This is a genomic window from Candidatus Omnitrophota bacterium (assembly GCA_013791745.1).
In the GTDB taxonomy this organism is placed as follows: Bacteria; CG03; CG03; order CG03; family CG03; genus CG03.
Map to the genome: position 1 here is coordinate 1 of VMTH01000138.1, position 15,526 is coordinate 15,526.

Genomic DNA, 15,526 nt, shown 5'->3' on the forward strand with positions numbered 1-15,526 from the left:
ACGTGTAGTTAGATAGTTTTTCTTGTATATTTTTTTTTAGTGTCCTTTTTTCCATTTTTTAAATTTTCCCTATCTGATTTTACTAAAAGATGGATAATATTACCATATTTTTATCGCAGTAGAAAAGATAGTGCCACTAAAGTTCGATCTTAAAAATCAGAAATTGCATCATATATACTAACCCCTGCAGAAAGAATATGTATTTTGAAAAACTATCTAACTACACGTTAATAGGTAAACTCCATAAAATGTTAATTTTTCTCATTATTTCTACAAAACACCGTTCAAACTCGTAAGTATAATTGTAGTTTTGAGAGGCAATCTACCTAACAGAATGGTTGTCTTTTTGAAAATTGAAAGCCTTTTTCCATTATTACTGCACAATACCGCTGAAATATGCAGAAAGATTTTGTTTTTTAGAAGTCACACCTTCTTACAACTATACAGCATGATCCCAGATGGACACGTGTGCAGATTCTACTTACCAGCCCACACAAAATAACGCGCTGTCAGTCCCCTTTGACAATGCGGTTGAAGAACCACAGCTTGCAGAGCCGGTTCATTTTTTTGACATGGCACAGTTGCGCCGCGCTCAAAAGCTCCGGCGATACGCTGTGTTTGAGGAACAAAACCGCCTCCGAATCCACCCATCCCAGGAAAGGCAAAAGCTTCGGCATATGAAAACAGGTGGCGAAATCTATTATCACAGGCTCGCCATTGCTGACGAGCACATTGCTCTTGTGCCGCAGGTCAAAATAAAGAACGCCCCTCTCATGTATCGCGGAAACCAGTTTCTCTAATTTATCGAAGAACTCCGCCGGCAGATTCCTGTTGTCTTTTATAGAGTTCCCTTCTATGTATTCTATGTCCATGACTCCGCTTTCGGGAGAGCCGTAAAACGCGGGAATGCCTTTTATCCCGGCGAGCCTTTTGTAAAAAGCGGCCTCACGGTCGAGCAGGAATCTGCCCGGCCAGCCCCATTTGCGGAAATCTTTACGGACGAATTTTCTTCCGAGCTCTTCCGCGAGCCACACATCCGCCTGATGATACGACGGATTAGACAGACTTTTTATGAAATGCAAATCTTTCCGGTGAACTTGAGATAAAGAACGGCGATGGCCGCTATAACGGCAAGAAGTATGCCTGTCTCACTGTTTTTGACCACTCTTTGAAAAGACCATTTTTTATCGCTTTTCCCATAGGGTTTCAGCGACGGAATGAGCGCCGGCACAGCACGGGCGTATTTGTAATACTCCTCACCGTAGATCGCGGCGAGCCTGAAACCTTCAACGACTTCCTTACGCGGATAATAATACAGCGCGTAAACCAGCTGGCTGACAATGAGCAGCCACCACATACCGGCCATCATGCAGAAACCGAAAGTTATAAGATATGTGCCCGTGTAAAGAGGGTGCCTCAAATGCGCGTACGGGCCGGAAATTATCAGCTCTTTGGTTTTCACAAGATGCCCGCAGCCCCATATCCTGAGCAGCTCGCCTATGGCTGCGATAACAGCTCCCGTTATGAGAAACAGTCTGCTCATATCCTGTTTGTCCGCAAAATAAAGCAGCGCTATAACCGCCATGTAGACAGGCACCGTTCTGAAAGTCACTTTCTCAAATTTGTTTTTCATCTTTCCTCCGTATTTCCATTTTTTGCGGAGTTTATTCTAATATAAAAGCCGCCATATTTGCAAATTTTACTTAAAAAATTTATCATTATCCCATATGAAGATCACGAACAGCTATTTTGCCGCGGCCGCCTTAACAATTCTTCTCGCGGCAGCCGGGGCGCGCGCCGATATCAACACAGGACTCGACATAAGGGGAAGAGCTTTCGGCTCGGACACCCTTTCCGGAAGCGGCGGAAAAATTTCTTATTTTGAACAGCGCTCCCGCTTTTATTTTGAGGGCATGCTCCAAAAAGACGTGAAGGCGAACGTCACTCTCCGGAATAACGGGGTCTGGGGGAGAAGCGGCGAGGATGAACTTTTCCTTGACAGGGCATACATAAGCGCGGGCGGGCTCATGGGCCTTCCTCTCGAGGCATCTCTCGGCCGGCAGGGCTGCAAGCTCGGCGACGGCCTTCTCATAAACGATGATGAAACAGGGCTCAGCGGCGTCAAATTCAACGCGTCTCTGCCCTGGGGCTTCAAAGCCACGGGCGCGGCCTTCAAACTCATAGAGGCGTCCAGCGCCTCCTTCGCCGGCGGCGATTCGGACAGGGACATCTCTTTTTTTTCTCTCTCAAGGAACGCTCTGAACGGAAAGGCAACGCTGACTTATTTCAGCGATTATGACCGCACTCTTTCAAGCGCGACAGAGCTCAGCATGATGGATATCCGCTATGAAAGCGGCAAAGACAGAGAGGTGCAATGGGTTTTTGAATACGCCAAAAGCGGCGGCAGCGGGGTCGACACGAGCGCCGTGCTCGCGCGAACCACGGCCTACGGAGATATATATAAATTAGGTGAAGGGAACGCTTTTATACTGTTTGCCGACGCTAAAGAACATTTCAATACAGGGGCGGCTTTCATAAACGAAGAGGAAAATTTCGGCGAGTACTATATAAGGAACAGGGAAAACGGAAGGGAGAACAGCCTTGAAAATCTCAGGATACTGGGCGCGGGATTCAAATCATCCGTCATGAACAAACCCATGAAACTGCTGTTTAACTATTTTACCTATGAGCTCTCCGCAGTCGACGTGCAGGGAATGAAAGAACTCGGAAAAGAAATGGACATCGGCCTGGAATACGCCCGCACAAAAAATCTTGATTTCCGCCTGATATACTCGTCTTTCAGCCGCGGGGAAGCATTGTCAGTCACCGGCGGAAAAGTGACGCAGATCCTTTTCGAGACAAACCTTAATTTCTGATATCCGTTACCCTTTCTTCCTGAGAGGGGCCCACGGGCGAGTTGTTCTTGAAATATTCAATCGTGGCATCCAGCAGCTTCATCCCCGCATCCCTTATTTCCCTGCCTTTTTTGAATGTGACAAAACCGTCGCCGCCGCCGGCGAGAAAACTGTTTGTCGCCACCGTGTATTCTTTTTCCGGGTCTATCTCAGCGTTCTTAACGATGACATTGAGGAGCTTTCTGCCTTTCGGAAGCTCCGAATTAAATATCATCTTTAAGCCGCTCATCTGAAGCAAACCCTTCTCTTTGGTCGCGCTCTGCTCCAGCAGTTCCCGGATCTCGGAGCCGGTCAGCTTCATTGTCACTATTTTGTTGCCGAAAGGCGACACCGCGACGAGATCCCTTATCCTGACGGTGCCCGGAGCGATCTCCGCGCGTATCCCGTATTCATTCTGGAACGCGAAATCAGTGCCCGCGACGATCCTCATAGCGTCGGCGACCAGATTGCCCATGGGGTTTACGGGCCCTCCCGAATAACGCTGTATCCACATTGACGCGGAACCCGCCGGGATATTCATCCTTTTATAATCTTCATTTTCGAAGACGCCTATGCGCTCCGAAACAAAATTGCCCGATGGATATTGAGAAGCCAGAAGTTTATCCAGCTTCCATTCTGCCCTGACCAAACCGCGCTTCCCAATGCGCATTTTTATTTTTCCCGCGTAGCGCAAGCCCCAACCGGGCTCGCAGACCATGATGCCGTTGATCATCAAAGCTTTTTCCAGGGCTATGTGGGTCTCACCGCCGGCGATTATATCAACGCCCGTAATCTGCCGCGCAAGCTCTTTATCCCCGTCAAGGCCGAGGCCGGAGAGCACCACCACGGCGTGACATTTTTCAGCGAGCTCGTCTGCGACCCGCTGCACGCTTGCTGAAGCGCTCCGCACAGCGAACATCGCGGCGTTTTCGCCAGTCAGCACCTTATGAAGATCCTCCTCTATGACTCCAATCACCCCTATGCTGTATCCGGCGACATCAAAAATCTCATAAGGTTTTACGAAGGGTATTTCTGATCCGTCGCTGTTGGTGAGATTGCAGCACAAAAAAGGAAAATCCGCTTTTACGGAGAGCTGTCGAAAATTATCGAGGCCGTAATCAAGCTCGTGGTTACCCGCGGCAACAGCCGAATATTTCAGGTCATTCATGATCTTAACAATGAACTCGCCCTTTCCCAGAGCTCCTTCAGGCGTTCCCATAAAGATGTCGCCCGCGTCGAGAAGAAGATAGGGTTTGTCCAGAAAAGACAGGTAGGCGCTCATCGAACCCGCGCCGCCCGTCTCCCATGTCACGCCAGTGGCCGCATCGTAGTGTTTTTCCGGAAGGACATGACCGTGGATATCGGATGTGTAGACAAGGTATATCTCGTCGGTGGTGTTTCGCACATATATCTCTCTTGACGCTAAAATAACAAACCCGGCCAGTAAAATTCCGACAATGATCTTCATCACTCTTTTCATAAAATCCTCCATAAGCACAAACGCTACTATTTTTCCCCGTCCTTGATAGTTATCTTCCGTATAGCGACGGCTTTTGTTCCTTCGATATCCACCATCACCCCGTGGAATTGAACATCACCGCGGCCAGGCTCAAAACGCTCCGCCATACCCGTCAGAAAACGCTTTATTATTATGTCTTTGTCCACGCCTATCACGGAATTATACGCGCCCGTCATGCCGCAATCGGTTATGTAGGCGGTGCCTTTTTCTATGACGGCGTCATCGGTGGCTATGTGCGTGTGCGTGCCCAGGAGCGCGGTGACGCGCCCCGCGAGAAACCATTTCATCGCGATTTTTTCACTTGTGGCCTCAGCGTGAAAATCAATGAGCGTGGGTCCGTCAAAAACCTCTTTTGAGGCAGCGGCAAAAGGGCAATCCATAGGCCTTTCAATAAAAGTCCGCCCCATCAGGGCGGCAACACAGAGTTTATTTTCCCCTTTTGTGTAAATCCCCCTGCCGCGGCCCGGATTTCCGGCGGGCAGATTCAGCGGCCTTAAAATACGCTTATCGTCTATAATTTCCATGACCTCCCGCCTGTCCCAGGCGTGATCTCCCAGCGTGATGACATCCACTCCGGCATCAAACAATTCATATGCCGTTTTGGGCGTCAGGCCCTTGCCCCCGGCAGCGTTCTCGGCGTTTGCCACGACAAAATCCGGCTTGTCCGTCTGAAAAATCCGCGGGAGGGTCTCCGCGACGATCTCCCTGCCGGGCCTGGCGAAAATATCCCCTATGAATAAAACTTTCATGCCAGCTCGTTCCAGCGCTGTTCTCTGATGAGAGACACCTTGAGCTGCCCGGGATACTCCACTTCCCTCGCTATCTTCTGGGCGATTTCCCTGGCGACAACGGGAGCGTTCGCCTCGGTTATTTTTTCGGGGCACACTATAACCCGCACCTCGCGGCCGGCCGAAATAGCGTAAGCCCTCTCGACGCCCTCAAAAAGCATGGCTATCTCTTCTATCTTCTGTATCCTCTTGAAATAATGCTCGACGGATTCCATCCTCGCTCCGGGACGCGTCGCCGATAAAGCGTCGCCGGCGGCGACAAGCACGGCCTCAACAGTCTCAAAAGGCGCTTCTTCGTGATGGGCTTTCACGGCATTGATGACTTTTGCCGACTCACCGTTATTTTCAAGAAACTCCGCGCCCAGAATGGCGTGACTGCCGTCTACTTCGCCCGGCAGGGCTTTGCCTATGTCGTGCAGTAGTCCCGCGCGGCAGGCCAGCGTGGGATTCGCTCCTATCTCAAAGGCCATGGCTTTCGCTATCCTGGCCACTTCAATGGAATGCTGAAGGATGTTCTGTCCATAGGAAAAACGGAATTCCATGCGGCCGAGCATTTCAATCAGATTGTCTTTCAGGTCCTTGACGCCCAGAAGTTCCGCCGTCTTGCGGCCGGTTTCCTTGATATGAACTTCCGCTTCCGCCTGGGATTTTTTGGCGAGCTCCTCTATTCTTCCGGGATGTATCCTGCCGTCCGAAATCAACTTTTCCAGCGTCAATGCCCCCGCATAGCGGCGCACGCCGTCAAAACTTGATAAAGTGATGACACCGGGGCTGTCATCCACGATAAGCTCAACGCCGGTGGCGGCCTCAAACGCTTTTATGTTCCTTCCCTCTTTTCCTATGATCCTGCCTTTCAGATCATCGTTCTTGAGCTGCACGACGGTCGTGGTCAAAGACTGCACCTCGTCGGTCGCGGCCTTTTGTATGGATGTGGCTATTATGCGCCTGACTTTTTCCGAAGCGTCTATTTCAGCCTGCCTGATGATATCGCCTATGAGCTTGTGCGCGTCTTTTCTCGCCTCGTCTTCCATGGACGAAATAAGGATTTTTTTCGCTTCTTCCGGCGTCATGTGCGCCGCTTTCTGCAGCTGCTCTTTCTGGGTCGCGAGCTTGGAGGAGAGTTCCTCTTCCTTCATCTTCAGCAGTTTCTCTTTGCGTTCGCAGTCTCTTCTGCTGTTTTCCACGTCTCTCCGTTCCTGTTCAAATTCACCGACCTTGCGTTCTATCTCCTGCGCCTTTGAAGATATCTCGTTTTCTTTTTTATCCAGCGCGCTCTGTCTTGAGCGCTGATTACTCATAAGATCTTCTTCTTTCTCTTTAAGTTTTCTTTCATTTTCACGAAGCGCATTCTCGCGTATGAGCGCCGCCTCTGCCTCGGCTTTTCTGATTATCCCCGTACCCTTTTTTCCCATGGCGCTCCTGTGAATAAGATACACGGGCAGCGCGCCCGCGGCAAAACCTGCTATAACAGCTGCGATAATATTCATTTTTCCTCCTCTTTTCTTTTAACGATCTCGTAGATCTTTTTTTCCGTGATCACAAAATCCATGCTCACATCATCTTTATCCGGTTCAAAATCTTCTCCGAACTGGGACTCAAAACACACGCCGGCTTTCACCGCTCCTGCACATGAGGCCAGAAAGCGATCGTAATAACCGTGTCCAAAACCTATCCTTCCACCAGCCGGACCGAACATTATCCCCGGCACAAGAATGAGATCAAGCTCTGCCTGCTTTATCACAGGGGCGCCTTCGGGCGCTTCGTCTATGCCGAATTTGCCCTTCACGCAAACAGCACCTTGAAAAAATCTTCGCGGCTCAATCGCTAAACCGCTCTTATCCGGGACAACTGCCGGGAGATAAAGTTCACGGGCGTGCCCGGAGATGGGAAGCGCGCCGAGATCGACTTCGCCGTCGATAGCACAATAACTCATTATTCTCCGCGCTGACGCGAAGATATCCCAGCTCACTATCCTCTCACATATCTGACCGCTCAAAAAGGCTTTCGCCGGCAAACTCTTGCGTATCCGGCGACCCCTTTCCCTAAGCGATTCTTTTTCTGACAGTTTCATGTATCCTGTCGAGCTCCTTCTCAAAACCCTTCTTCCGGCTTTTATAAATTTTCTTTTTAACGGCGCTGTATTGCTGATCCGCCCAGCCGCCGTGATCATGGGGATAGACATAATCCGACGCCCCGGCGCGCGTCAGATGCCTCGGCACCTCGGTGCGGGACTCTTCAGCCGCTTTCTCAGCCGCTGAAATGGCCTCATAACAGGCGTTGCTCTTGGATGTCATTGAACAATAGATGACGGCTTGAGCGAGAATGATCCGCGCCTCCGGCATACCCACCGATTCCACGGCTTTCATCGCCGAAACCGTCAGCGTCAGAGCCCCCGGATCGGCGTTGCCTATATCTTCCGACGAGAGTATCATGAGCCGCCTTGCTATGAAACGGGGGTCCTCGCCGCCTTTGAGCATACAGGCCAGCCAGTAAAGCGCCGCGTCGGGGTCGGAGCCCCTGACACTTTTTATAAAAGCCGATATCATCTCATAATGATCGTTTTTGTCATATTTCCGGCCCCCGGTAAACGCTTTCCGCGCCGCTTCCTCCGTGATTGTTTTGCCTTCGCAGCCGCATACCAGCATCTCCAGCAGGTTCAGGAGCTTACGCGCGTCACCGGCTGATTCTCTTATGAGCAGATCCGGGACGGAGGAGTTCATTTTTATTTTACCACCGTAGCCCTTATCCGATTTCAGCGCGTTTTCCAGTATCCCGGCTATGTCCTTTGCCGGAAGGGCTTTGAATTCAAAGACCTTCAGCCTTGAAAGAAGAGCCGTGTTCATGCGGTAATACGGGTTTTCAAAACTTATCCCCACCAGTTTTATATCCCCCCTCTCGGTGCAGGGCAGAAAAACATTCTGCTGCGAACGGCTGAAATGCTCTATCTCATCAACAACCAGGAGCGTCTCTTTGCTGGACTTTTCAAAATCCGCGACTTTGAGAATTTCCCTTACCCCGGCGACATCGGAAGTGATGGCGTTGATAAAAACCAGTTTGTATTTTAATTTTCCGGCTATAAACCTGGAAAAGGCCGTCTTACCCGTTCCGGGCGGCCCCCACAGGAGCGAGGACATGAAGCGCCCTTTCATGATCATTTCCCTCAGCGGCGCGCCCGGGGCAAAAAGGTGATCCTGTCCGCGGAAGCCGTCAATAGAATCCGGCACCAGCCGCCATGAGAGCGGCTGTATATCACCCTGTTTTGTTTTCATCCCTAAATCCTTATCGTGTGATGAATAGCGGGGAGAAATCGAAAATCATCCGCGGCCGGGTGGATGTGATCAGAAGAAGGCTGCGAACAGCAAAGTGGGTTTTCTTAAGCCGCGGTCCAAGAACCGCGGCATCAAAATCCCGTATTCTTCTTAGAGCCCTTCAAAAATCACATTCATCACCACGGCCGCAGAAATATTTTTAACAACGGCTCCGGACGACCGGTTTGCCGCTGCTCTTGTTTTCGCTCCTCTTCCTCTTATCACGCGTTTATCTCGTCTTCTAACTTTTTCGCCATCTCTTCCAAAACTTTACTGTACCCCTCCGTGCGGGAATAACCCTTTTTCTCCAATTCCAAAAGACGCCCGGCTATCTGTATCATCGTCAGTGCCGCAAGTTTCAGCGTGTCCTGCATTCCCAGCGCCTGCCGCAGAGCATCCATCTCCTTCTGGGCCATCTCGGCCGCAGCCTTTATCGTCTCAGGGCTCAATTCATCGTCGGAAATACTGAGTTTGTTCCCCATAAGGGTCACGGAAGTGCTCATTGAACATCCCCTAAGGCGTTAAGCAGCACGCCGACCTTGTCTTTTATTTTTATCCTTTCCAGTTTCATCCTTTCAAAATCCCGCACTATTTTCTCGGAGTTCCTGCCCTGCGAATCCATCGCGCGTATCTGCTCGTCCTTAAGCAGCAGGGCGCTGTTGAGTTTTTCGTTTTCCGCTTTGAGAGCCTTTATAACTCTCACCGCTCTGTCTACGTCGTCCGAAAGTCTTTTTAGATCGTCTTTCATTGCTTCTAATTTTATTTAATTCCCCGCCCCGTTGTCAAGAAAATAAGAGGGATATCGCTTTTTAAAATAAGCAGAAGCATAAGCGTATATCCTGACCGAGGCGAAAATGAAAAATCCCGCGGCAAATGCCATCAGCGGCACCGACGAAGCCGCAAACCTTATATCAACGGAAGGTTTTCCCACAACATTCAAATTAAGAATATAAGCGTGCGGGAAAATAAAAAGAAGCCCCCAGAAAAGAAGGCCCCGTCCTTTTTTTGAAAAAGGCATCATTAAAAGCCCCGCCCAGAAAGGATAGATCAAAAAAGAAAGGTCATAATAAACTCTCAGCATGTGCCTGGCCGCCCGCGTAAAAGTCTTATAATAGCCTTTGACGAATCTGACGGTTATATTTTTTAAGTTTCTGCCGGAAAAAATGTACTGAAAAACCGAGACATTTCTGCCCTCATAAGGCCTCACGAGAGTTTCTTCGGGTGAACGGAAGCCCTCTTCTCCGGCGTGCTCGTGAGAATCCCAGAATCTGGCGTGATTGTTCAAATCGTGAAAAAAGGAGCCATATGCTCTCCGGCAGGAGACAAAAAACGGCGACGCCAGTATCAGCGCGGCAAGAAGCGCGAGAGCGCTTTTTTTAAGAGCCGGCAGCATCGCCCGTCTCTGTTTAAAAACATAAAAAGCAAAACCGGGGATTATAACGGCCAGCGATTCCATCCTCGTTAAAACAAGAGCCGCCGCGCTTAGTCCCGCGGCAAGAACGGAAAAAACACTATTTAAACCCCGGATCAGAATATAGCAGAAAAGAAGGAGCAGCAAAAGATAGAGTTCCAGGCGGTGCGCCCTGATGTGGCTGAAATACATATAGGGTATGATGAGATAGAAAAGCCCGCCCGCGAGAGCCGGCGCATTTCCAAGCTCACGCCTCAGAATAAGGAAGAGCAGCACGGCCGAAAGGGAAAAAACCCCGGCGGCGGCAAATCTCATGCCGGTTTTGGCTTCTTTGAAAGGCGCCGCGGCGCACTTGACCCATAAAACCCAAAATGGCTCGCGGGGAGACGCCTCGTAAAAATTTGTCATAGCCCGAGCATGCAAAACGAAACCCCCGGCATCGCCCCTCAGAGGTTCGCTGTTGTTTGCGGCTATGACAGAAAACCTCACATAAAGAGACAGTATCAGCGCCGCGAGAAACAATGCTGTGTAAAACCAGTTTTGATTAAAAAGTTTTCTTGGGGAAAAAGGCAATTATTTTTTCCGCAACTCGGCGCCGAAAGCGTCGCCTAAGGCTTTTAATATCCTGGCAAGCTGCGCGTCGATGTCACTGTGGATGAGTGTCTCCTTGCCCCTGAAAAAAAGCCGGAAACTCATGCTCTTTTTGCCGTCTTCCACCTGGGCGCCGCGATAAAGGTCGATAAGAACGGCTTTTTCCAGATTAAGAGCGCCGCTTTCGAATATCTTCTTCTCCACATCGGCAAAGCTGACATCATCCTTTATCAGAATTGAAAGGTCTCTCATCGATGCCGGCACCGTTGGGGGCGCTGAATATTTTTTCGCCGCGGAGGGAAGGTTCTTGAAATATAATTCAAAATATATGATAGGCGATGTGAGAAAATCCTTCTTTATGTCAAAAGAATTGAGTGCTTTATCCGTCACCTCTCCTATCATAAAAAGAGGTTTACCCCCCTCTTTGAAAAGAACGGCGTTCTCAAGAAAGGGCGCGTTGATCCGCTCACTGACAGACACGCGCATAGCCGCGCCTACCGGCGGACTTTCAGCCGCGCCCTCAATTGCGCCCTTCACATAAAAAAAATCAACGGGCGCGCTCTTGTAATGACTCAGCGGCGCCACGAGGCCTGTGGCCATTCCGGCAATCATTTCCTCTTCAATATATTTTGCCGAATCATTTTTGAAAACCGAACCGCACTCAAATATCCTGACATCAGTTATACCGCGGGATATGTTGTGCCTGGCCACATCAGCCAGATTGACAAAAAGCGTCGGCCTAGCCACACCCATATCGGCTGAAACCGGATTCTTTATTTTTATGACTTCCGGAAAATTCTGGAACAGCCGGCTCTCCGATATCATGTCCGGCGTTATAACCTCGCTGAAGCCCGAGGCGGTAAAAGCACTCATCAGTTTTTCTCTATCTCTTACGGGATCCGGCAAACCGTAGGGCATCCGCCTCAAAGCCGGATACTTCGGCGGAATGCCGTCATATCCTATGGACCTGACAGCCTCCTCAACCATGTCCTCCTCTATACTGAGATCGTTCCTCCATGAATATGGAAGGATTTTTATGGTCCCGCCGTCAGTGCTCTGCACATCGCCGGCAAAAGCAAGGGACTTAGCCAGATCGTCCGACGGTATATCAACGCCCAGAAGAGATCTCACATATTCCCTTCTGACCGTTATGGGCTGCTTGCCGGGCACCCTGCCTTCATGGAAAAATTCCTTTACGCAGCCGGATGCCGTTTCTTTGATAAGCGCAACGGCTCTCATCAGGGCTTTTTTTACCATAAGAGGATCCACTCCTCTTGAAAATCTCATTGAGGAAGGCGAGTTTATGCCAAGATATCTGGCGCTCCTGTATATCGCGCCCGGCTCAAAGTAGGCGCTTTCCAGGAACACTCTCGTCGTTATATTTGAAACACCCGTTTCCGCGCCGCCCATCACGCCGCCCAGAGCGATTGGCCTGTCTCCATCCCTTATAAGACACAGGCCTTCTTTGAGTGCGCGCTCCTTAGCATCGAGAAGAGTGATTTTCTCACCCTCCGCGGCGTCTGATATCTTTATTATCCCGCTCTTTATCTTATCCGCGTCAAAAGCGTGGAGCGGCTGGCCCAGCTCAAAAAGTATCATGTTGGTAATGTCAACGACATTGTTCTGCGGATTGAGTCCCATTGATAATATCCTGTTTTTGATCCAGTCCGGCGACGGGGCTATTTTCACGCCTTCTATGAGACAGCCCGTATAAAACGGACAGCTCCCAGACACCCTCTCAACCCTGAAACCGGAGTGAGCGCCTTCCTCTGCTATATTTTCTATAACGGGTTTTTTTAGTTCTTTGCCGCCGAAAAAGCTCACTTCCCTGGCTATTCCCAGAATGGAAAGACAGTCGCCCCTGTCCGGTGTTATCTCAACCTCAACCATCTCATCCTTCTGAAAGCTCAGGGGCGTCCCGAGAGGCAGTTCCTCTTTCAGCACCATGATACCCGAAGCGCCGTCACCCACTCCGAGCTCCCTTTCCGAAACTATCATACCGCAGGAGACATTGCCCTGTATTTTCCGCTTTGATATTTTGATCCCGCCGGGCAGCTCAGCGCCCACGCGGGCGAAAGCCACGAACTGGCCCTTGTCCACATTGGGAGCGCCGCATATAACCGAACAGAGCTCCTTCCCGTCGCTGACAAGACAGCTCTTAAGATGCGTCCCCGGGATCGGCGCGGCCTTGAGCACCTGCGCGGCCACGACGCCGTTGAATTTCTCTTTGCTGAAGACGAGCTCAGCCTCAAAACCCGCCTTGAGCAGTATATCCTTCACCTCGGCGGCGCCTGAAACATCCACAAAATCCCTGAGCCATTTAACCGGTATCAGCATCCTTCCATCTCCATTCTATCTGAACTGCTCCAGAAATCTCAAATCGTTGTTATAAAAATCCCTTATATCGGCCAGGCCGTAATATATCATCGCTATCCTCTCTATTCCCATGCCGAAAGCGAATCCCTGGTATTTTTCCTCATAACCGGAATTCCTGAACACTTCCGGATGCACCATTCCGGCGCCCATTATCTCCATGAAGCCGCCATGTCCGCAGGTGGAACATCCGGAGCCGCCGCACACAGGGCAGCCCATATCCAGCTCAACGGAAGGCTCGGTGAAAGGAAAATAACTCGGCCTGAAACGCACCTTGACATTGCCGAAGAGGCGGTGCACAAAAGCGCTGAGAACGCCCTTCAAATCGGCCAGGGAAATATCCTTGTCCACCCAAAGGCCCTCAACCTGATGGAAGACCGGAAAATGGGAGGCGTCTATGGCGTCGTTCCTGAAACATTTGCCCGGCACTATCACCGCCAGCGGCGGCTTGTTGTGTTTCATCACGCGCACCTGAACGGGCGAGGTGTGCGTGCGAAGAAGTATATTATCCTTGCCTTCAAGATAAAGAGTGTCGTGCATATCCCTGGAGGGATGGAATTCGGGCACATTGAGGGCCGTAAAATTGTGCCAGTCATCCTCCATGAGAGGCCCCTCGACGAGGGAAAAGCCCATTGAGAAGAATATCTCCACTATTTTGTTCCTGATTATGCTCAGCGGATGACGCCCCCCGACGGAAAAAGGCCTTCCGGGGAGAGTCTCGTCGATGGCCTCTGCTTTCACTCCGGGCGTAAAACGCAATGAGATATCCTCGATATTTTTCTCTATCTCGTTTTTGAGCAGATTCAGCTCTTTGCCCACACGGGGCTTTATGTCGGCGGGAAGGCCATACACTTCCCTTAAAAGTCTTGAGACTTTGCCTTTACGGCCTATATAGACAACTCTGACATTCGTGAGCTGTTCGGCTGTTTTGATATCTTTGATCGTCTCAAAGAAATTTTTACGTATTCTTGATATTTCCGCATCAATGTGCATTTTGTCAACTCCTGAAAGGATAAAATCATTTTACAAAATCGGCTATTTTTCTGAATGTCTCAAAGTCGTTCACCGCTATCTTATAGAGCATGGGCCGCGAGAGCGTCACGTTCTTTTTTTTCATAGCGTCGATGAACCTTGAATATTTAAAGCCCGTTTTTTCGCAGGCGATCGAGAGATTCGTTATCCAGTGCGACCGGAATTCTCTCTTCTTCACCTTTCTGTCACGGGTGGCGTAGATCATGCTCTTTTCGAGATTCTCGTTCGCCTGTCTGTAATGATTTTTTTTGGCTCCCTTAAAGCCCTTCGCAAGTTTCAGAACTTTCTTATGTGCTTTTCTTTTTGTAACGCCTCTTTTCACTCTAGCCATATCTTTTTCTCCTAAATACTAAATTTTTTCCGATCTAAACGGTAAACTATAACAAATGGAAGCTCTCTTTGGCAAGCAAAGACTACTTTTTTCTTGAGCGGCCGCGGTGGGGCCTTGAAGCAGAACTGTCCTCTTCTGCGGCGGAGCCGGGAAAGGGCGCGGGATTGATGCCGTATTTTTCGCTGACTTCCTTATAAATATCGGCGTCCGAGCGCGTTATAATGGATATGGCCGTGCCTTCTTTGCCCAGCCTGGCCGTGCGCCCTGTGCGGTGCACATAGCTCTCTGAGGTCTTTGGAAAATCGTAATTGATTATGTGCGAAACGCCCCTGACATCTATGCCCCGGGCCATGACATCCGTCGTTATTACGACTTTTATTTTCTTCGCGCGGAATTTGTCCATTATCCTTGTTCTCAGGTTCTGTTCCATGCCGCCGTGGAGATAATCCACGTCGCGGAATTTATCCTGCAGCGATTTATAGAGAGTTTTCACACGGGTGCGAGTGTTGCAGAAAACAATGGCCTGCGTTATCTCTTTTTGCGCAAGCAGCATGGAAAGCTGCCTGTCCTTGGCGCGGCTTTCAGCGTGTATCACGTAATGAATCAGGCTTGACGGCCCGGACTGGTCGGCGTTAAGTTTTATATGAACGGCGTCCTTCATGTATTTTCCCGCGAGGCGCTTGATGGGCGGAGGCATTGTCGCCGAAAAAAGAAGCGTCTGATGCTTCTGCACTATGCAGCTTTTTATAAAATCAACATCTTCTATAAAGCCCATTTTCAGCATCTCGTCGGCCTCGTCTATGACCATTGTCTTGAGGTTTTCCAGCGCGAGATAATGATTGTAAATAATGTCAATGAGCCTGCCGGGTGTGGCCACGAGTATCTGAACGCCCGATTTCAGTTTTGCCAGATGTATGTCCTTGTTGAACCCTCCGTAGATAACAAAGGGCGTCACCCCGTAAGGCGTGCCGAAGGAACTCACCTCATCCAGATACTGCAGCGCCAGCTCACGCGTCGGCGTGAGGATGAGCGTCTGTATGTCGTTTATGCTCTTGTCCACCTGCTGGACGAGGGGTATCGCGCAGGCCGCGGTCTTGCCCGAACCCGTTTCCGCCTGCCCTATCAGGTCTTTTCCATCGAGTATCAGAGGTATGGTCTGCTTCTGTATGGGCGTGGGATGCTCAAAACCTTTCTTTTTGAGTATTTCGACCAGCTCGTCGTTAATACCCAGATCCTTAAAATTTCCTTCAATCATTTTTACTCCGTTACTTTAACTTTA

General features: G+C 50.0%; 15 protein-coding genes. 1 reads left to right on the top strand and 14 read right to left on the bottom strand.

The features are described from left to right. Positions 1-509 precede the first annotated feature (509 nt). Complete coding sequence (locus tag FP827_06540; protein MBA3052725.1) at positions 510-1,082, bottom strand: hypothetical protein; 573 nt, start codon at positions 1,080-1,082, stop codon at positions 510-512. Further along, on the bottom strand, positions 1,070-1,633 hold the full coding sequence (locus tag FP827_06545) for an isoprenylcysteine carboxylmethyltransferase family protein (protein MBA3052726.1): 564 nt from the start codon (positions 1,631-1,633) through the stop codon (positions 1,070-1,072). The genes FP827_06540 and FP827_06545 overlap by 13 nt, the downstream gene beginning before the upstream one ends. A gap of 94 nt (positions 1,634-1,727) precedes the next feature. On the opposite strand from FP827_06545, the gene FP827_06550 reads away from it, so the two are divergent. Further along, the gene (locus tag FP827_06550) at positions 1,728-2,876 is read left to right on the top strand and encodes a hypothetical protein (GenBank protein ID MBA3052727.1); all 1,149 of its coding nucleotides are present in this window, start codon (positions 1,728-1,730) and stop codon (positions 2,874-2,876) included. On the opposite strand, the gene FP827_06555 is transcribed toward FP827_06550, so the two are convergent. From FP827_06555 to FP827_06610, 12 genes are all read right to left on the bottom strand, one after another. Further along, positions 2,866-4,386 carry a bifunctional metallophosphatase/5'-nucleotidase gene (locus tag FP827_06555; protein ID MBA3052728.1) on the bottom strand — a complete coding sequence of 507 codons (1,521 nt, stop codon included), beginning with the start codon at positions 4,384-4,386 and terminating at the stop codon, positions 2,866-2,868. The two genes, FP827_06550 and FP827_06555, sit on opposite strands and share 11 nt — an antisense overlap. Before the next feature lie 14 nt (positions 4,387-4,400). Next, entirely contained in the window at positions 4,401-5,162 is a 762-nt protein-coding gene (locus FP827_06560) for a YmdB family metallophosphoesterase (GenBank protein ID MBA3052729.1), read from the bottom strand. After that, complete coding sequence (gene rny, locus FP827_06565; GenBank protein ID MBA3052730.1) at positions 5,159-6,688, bottom strand: ribonuclease Y; 1,530 nt, start codon at positions 6,686-6,688, stop codon at positions 5,159-5,161. Before rny ends, FP827_06560 begins: the two co-directional genes overlap by 4 nt. Then, positions 6,685-7,383: a 5-formyltetrahydrofolate cyclo-ligase gene (locus FP827_06570; protein MBA3052731.1), complete on the bottom strand. Its 699-nt coding sequence runs from the start codon at positions 7,381-7,383 to the stop codon at positions 6,685-6,687. The genes rny and FP827_06570 overlap by 4 nt, the downstream gene beginning before the upstream one ends. After that, entirely contained in the window at positions 7,244-8,470 is a 1,227-nt protein-coding gene (locus FP827_06575; protein ID MBA3052732.1) for a replication-associated recombination protein A, read from the bottom strand. Before FP827_06575 ends, FP827_06570 begins: the two co-directional genes overlap by 140 nt. A gap of 260 nt (positions 8,471-8,730) precedes the next feature. Then, positions 8,731-9,012 (bottom strand): cell division protein ZapA, encoded by a 282-nt coding sequence (locus FP827_06580; GenBank protein MBA3052733.1) that lies wholly within the window; start codon positions 9,010-9,012, stop codon positions 8,731-8,733. After that, positions 9,009-9,257 carry a hypothetical protein gene (locus tag FP827_06585; GenBank protein ID MBA3052734.1) on the bottom strand — a complete coding sequence of 83 codons (249 nt, stop codon included), beginning with the start codon at positions 9,255-9,257 and terminating at the stop codon, positions 9,009-9,011. The genes FP827_06580 and FP827_06585 overlap by 4 nt, the downstream gene beginning before the upstream one ends. A 15-nt stretch (positions 9,258-9,272) precedes the next feature. After that, complete coding sequence (locus FP827_06590) at positions 9,273-10,493, bottom strand: hypothetical protein (GenBank protein MBA3052735.1); 1,221 nt, start codon at positions 10,491-10,493, stop codon at positions 9,273-9,275. Continuing rightward, positions 10,494-12,848, bottom strand: a complete 2,355-nt coding sequence (locus tag FP827_06595) for a phenylalanine--tRNA ligase subunit beta (GenBank protein MBA3052736.1) — start codon at positions 12,846-12,848, stop codon at positions 10,494-10,496. 15 nt (positions 12,849-12,863) lie between these two features. Further along, positions 12,864-13,877, bottom strand: a complete 1,014-nt coding sequence (pheS, locus tag FP827_06600; protein MBA3052737.1) for a phenylalanine--tRNA ligase subunit alpha — start codon at positions 13,875-13,877, stop codon at positions 12,864-12,866. A 25-nt stretch (positions 13,878-13,902) separates the two neighbouring features. Next, the gene (rplT, locus tag FP827_06605; protein MBA3052738.1) at positions 13,903-14,247 is read right to left on the bottom strand and encodes a 50S ribosomal protein L20; all 345 of its coding nucleotides are present in this window, start codon (positions 14,245-14,247) and stop codon (positions 13,903-13,905) included. An 82-nt stretch (positions 14,248-14,329) separates the two neighbouring features. After that, positions 14,330-15,502, bottom strand: coding sequence for a DEAD/DEAH box helicase (locus FP827_06610; GenBank protein ID MBA3052739.1), 1,173 nt, complete (start codon positions 15,500-15,502; stop codon positions 14,330-14,332). Positions 15,503-15,526 lie beyond the last annotated feature (24 nt).

Bases quoted from the DNA above. Each gene is read 5' to 3' on its own strand.
- rny (MBA3052730.1), bottom strand. From the start codon at position 6,688: ATGAATATTATCGCAGCTGTTATAGCAGGTTTTGCCGCGGGCGCGCTG.
- FP827_06585 (MBA3052734.1), bottom strand. From the start codon at position 9,257: ATGAAAGACGATCTAAAAAGACTTTCGGACGACGTAGACAGAGCGGTG.
- FP827_06580 (MBA3052733.1), bottom strand. From the start codon at position 9,012: ATGAGCACTTCCGTGACCCTTATGGGGAACAAACTCAGTATTTCCGAC.
- FP827_06610 (MBA3052739.1), bottom strand. From the start codon at position 15,502: ATGATTGAAGGAAATTTTAAGGATCTGGGTATTAACGACGAGCTGGTC.
- FP827_06595 (MBA3052736.1), bottom strand. From the start codon at position 12,848: ATGCTGATACCGGTTAAATGGCTCAGGGATTTTGTGGATGTTTCAGGC.
- FP827_06545 (MBA3052726.1), bottom strand. From the start codon at position 1,633: ATGAAAAACAAATTTGAGAAAGTGACTTTCAGAACGGTGCCTGTCTAC.
- pheS (MBA3052737.1), bottom strand. From the start codon at position 13,877: ATGCACATTGATGCGGAAATATCAAGAATACGTAAAAATTTCTTTGAG.
- rplT (MBA3052738.1), bottom strand. From the start codon at position 14,247: ATGGCTAGAGTGAAAAGAGGCGTTACAAAAAGAAAAGCACATAAGAAA.
- FP827_06550 (MBA3052727.1), top strand. From the start codon at position 1,728: ATGAAGATCACGAACAGCTATTTTGCCGCGGCCGCCTTAACAATTCTT.
- FP827_06575 (MBA3052732.1), bottom strand. From the start codon at position 8,470: ATGAAAACAAAACAGGGTGATATACAGCCGCTCTCATGGCGGCTGGTG.
- FP827_06560 (MBA3052729.1), bottom strand. From the start codon at position 5,162: ATGAAAGTTTTATTCATAGGGGATATTTTCGCCAGGCCCGGCAGGGAG.
- FP827_06555 (MBA3052728.1), bottom strand. From the start codon at position 4,386: ATGGAGGATTTTATGAAAAGAGTGATGAAGATCATTGTCGGAATTTTA.
- FP827_06570 (MBA3052731.1), bottom strand. From the start codon at position 7,383: ATGTCTATCCCCATGATCACGGCGGCTGGGCGGATCAGCAATACAGCG.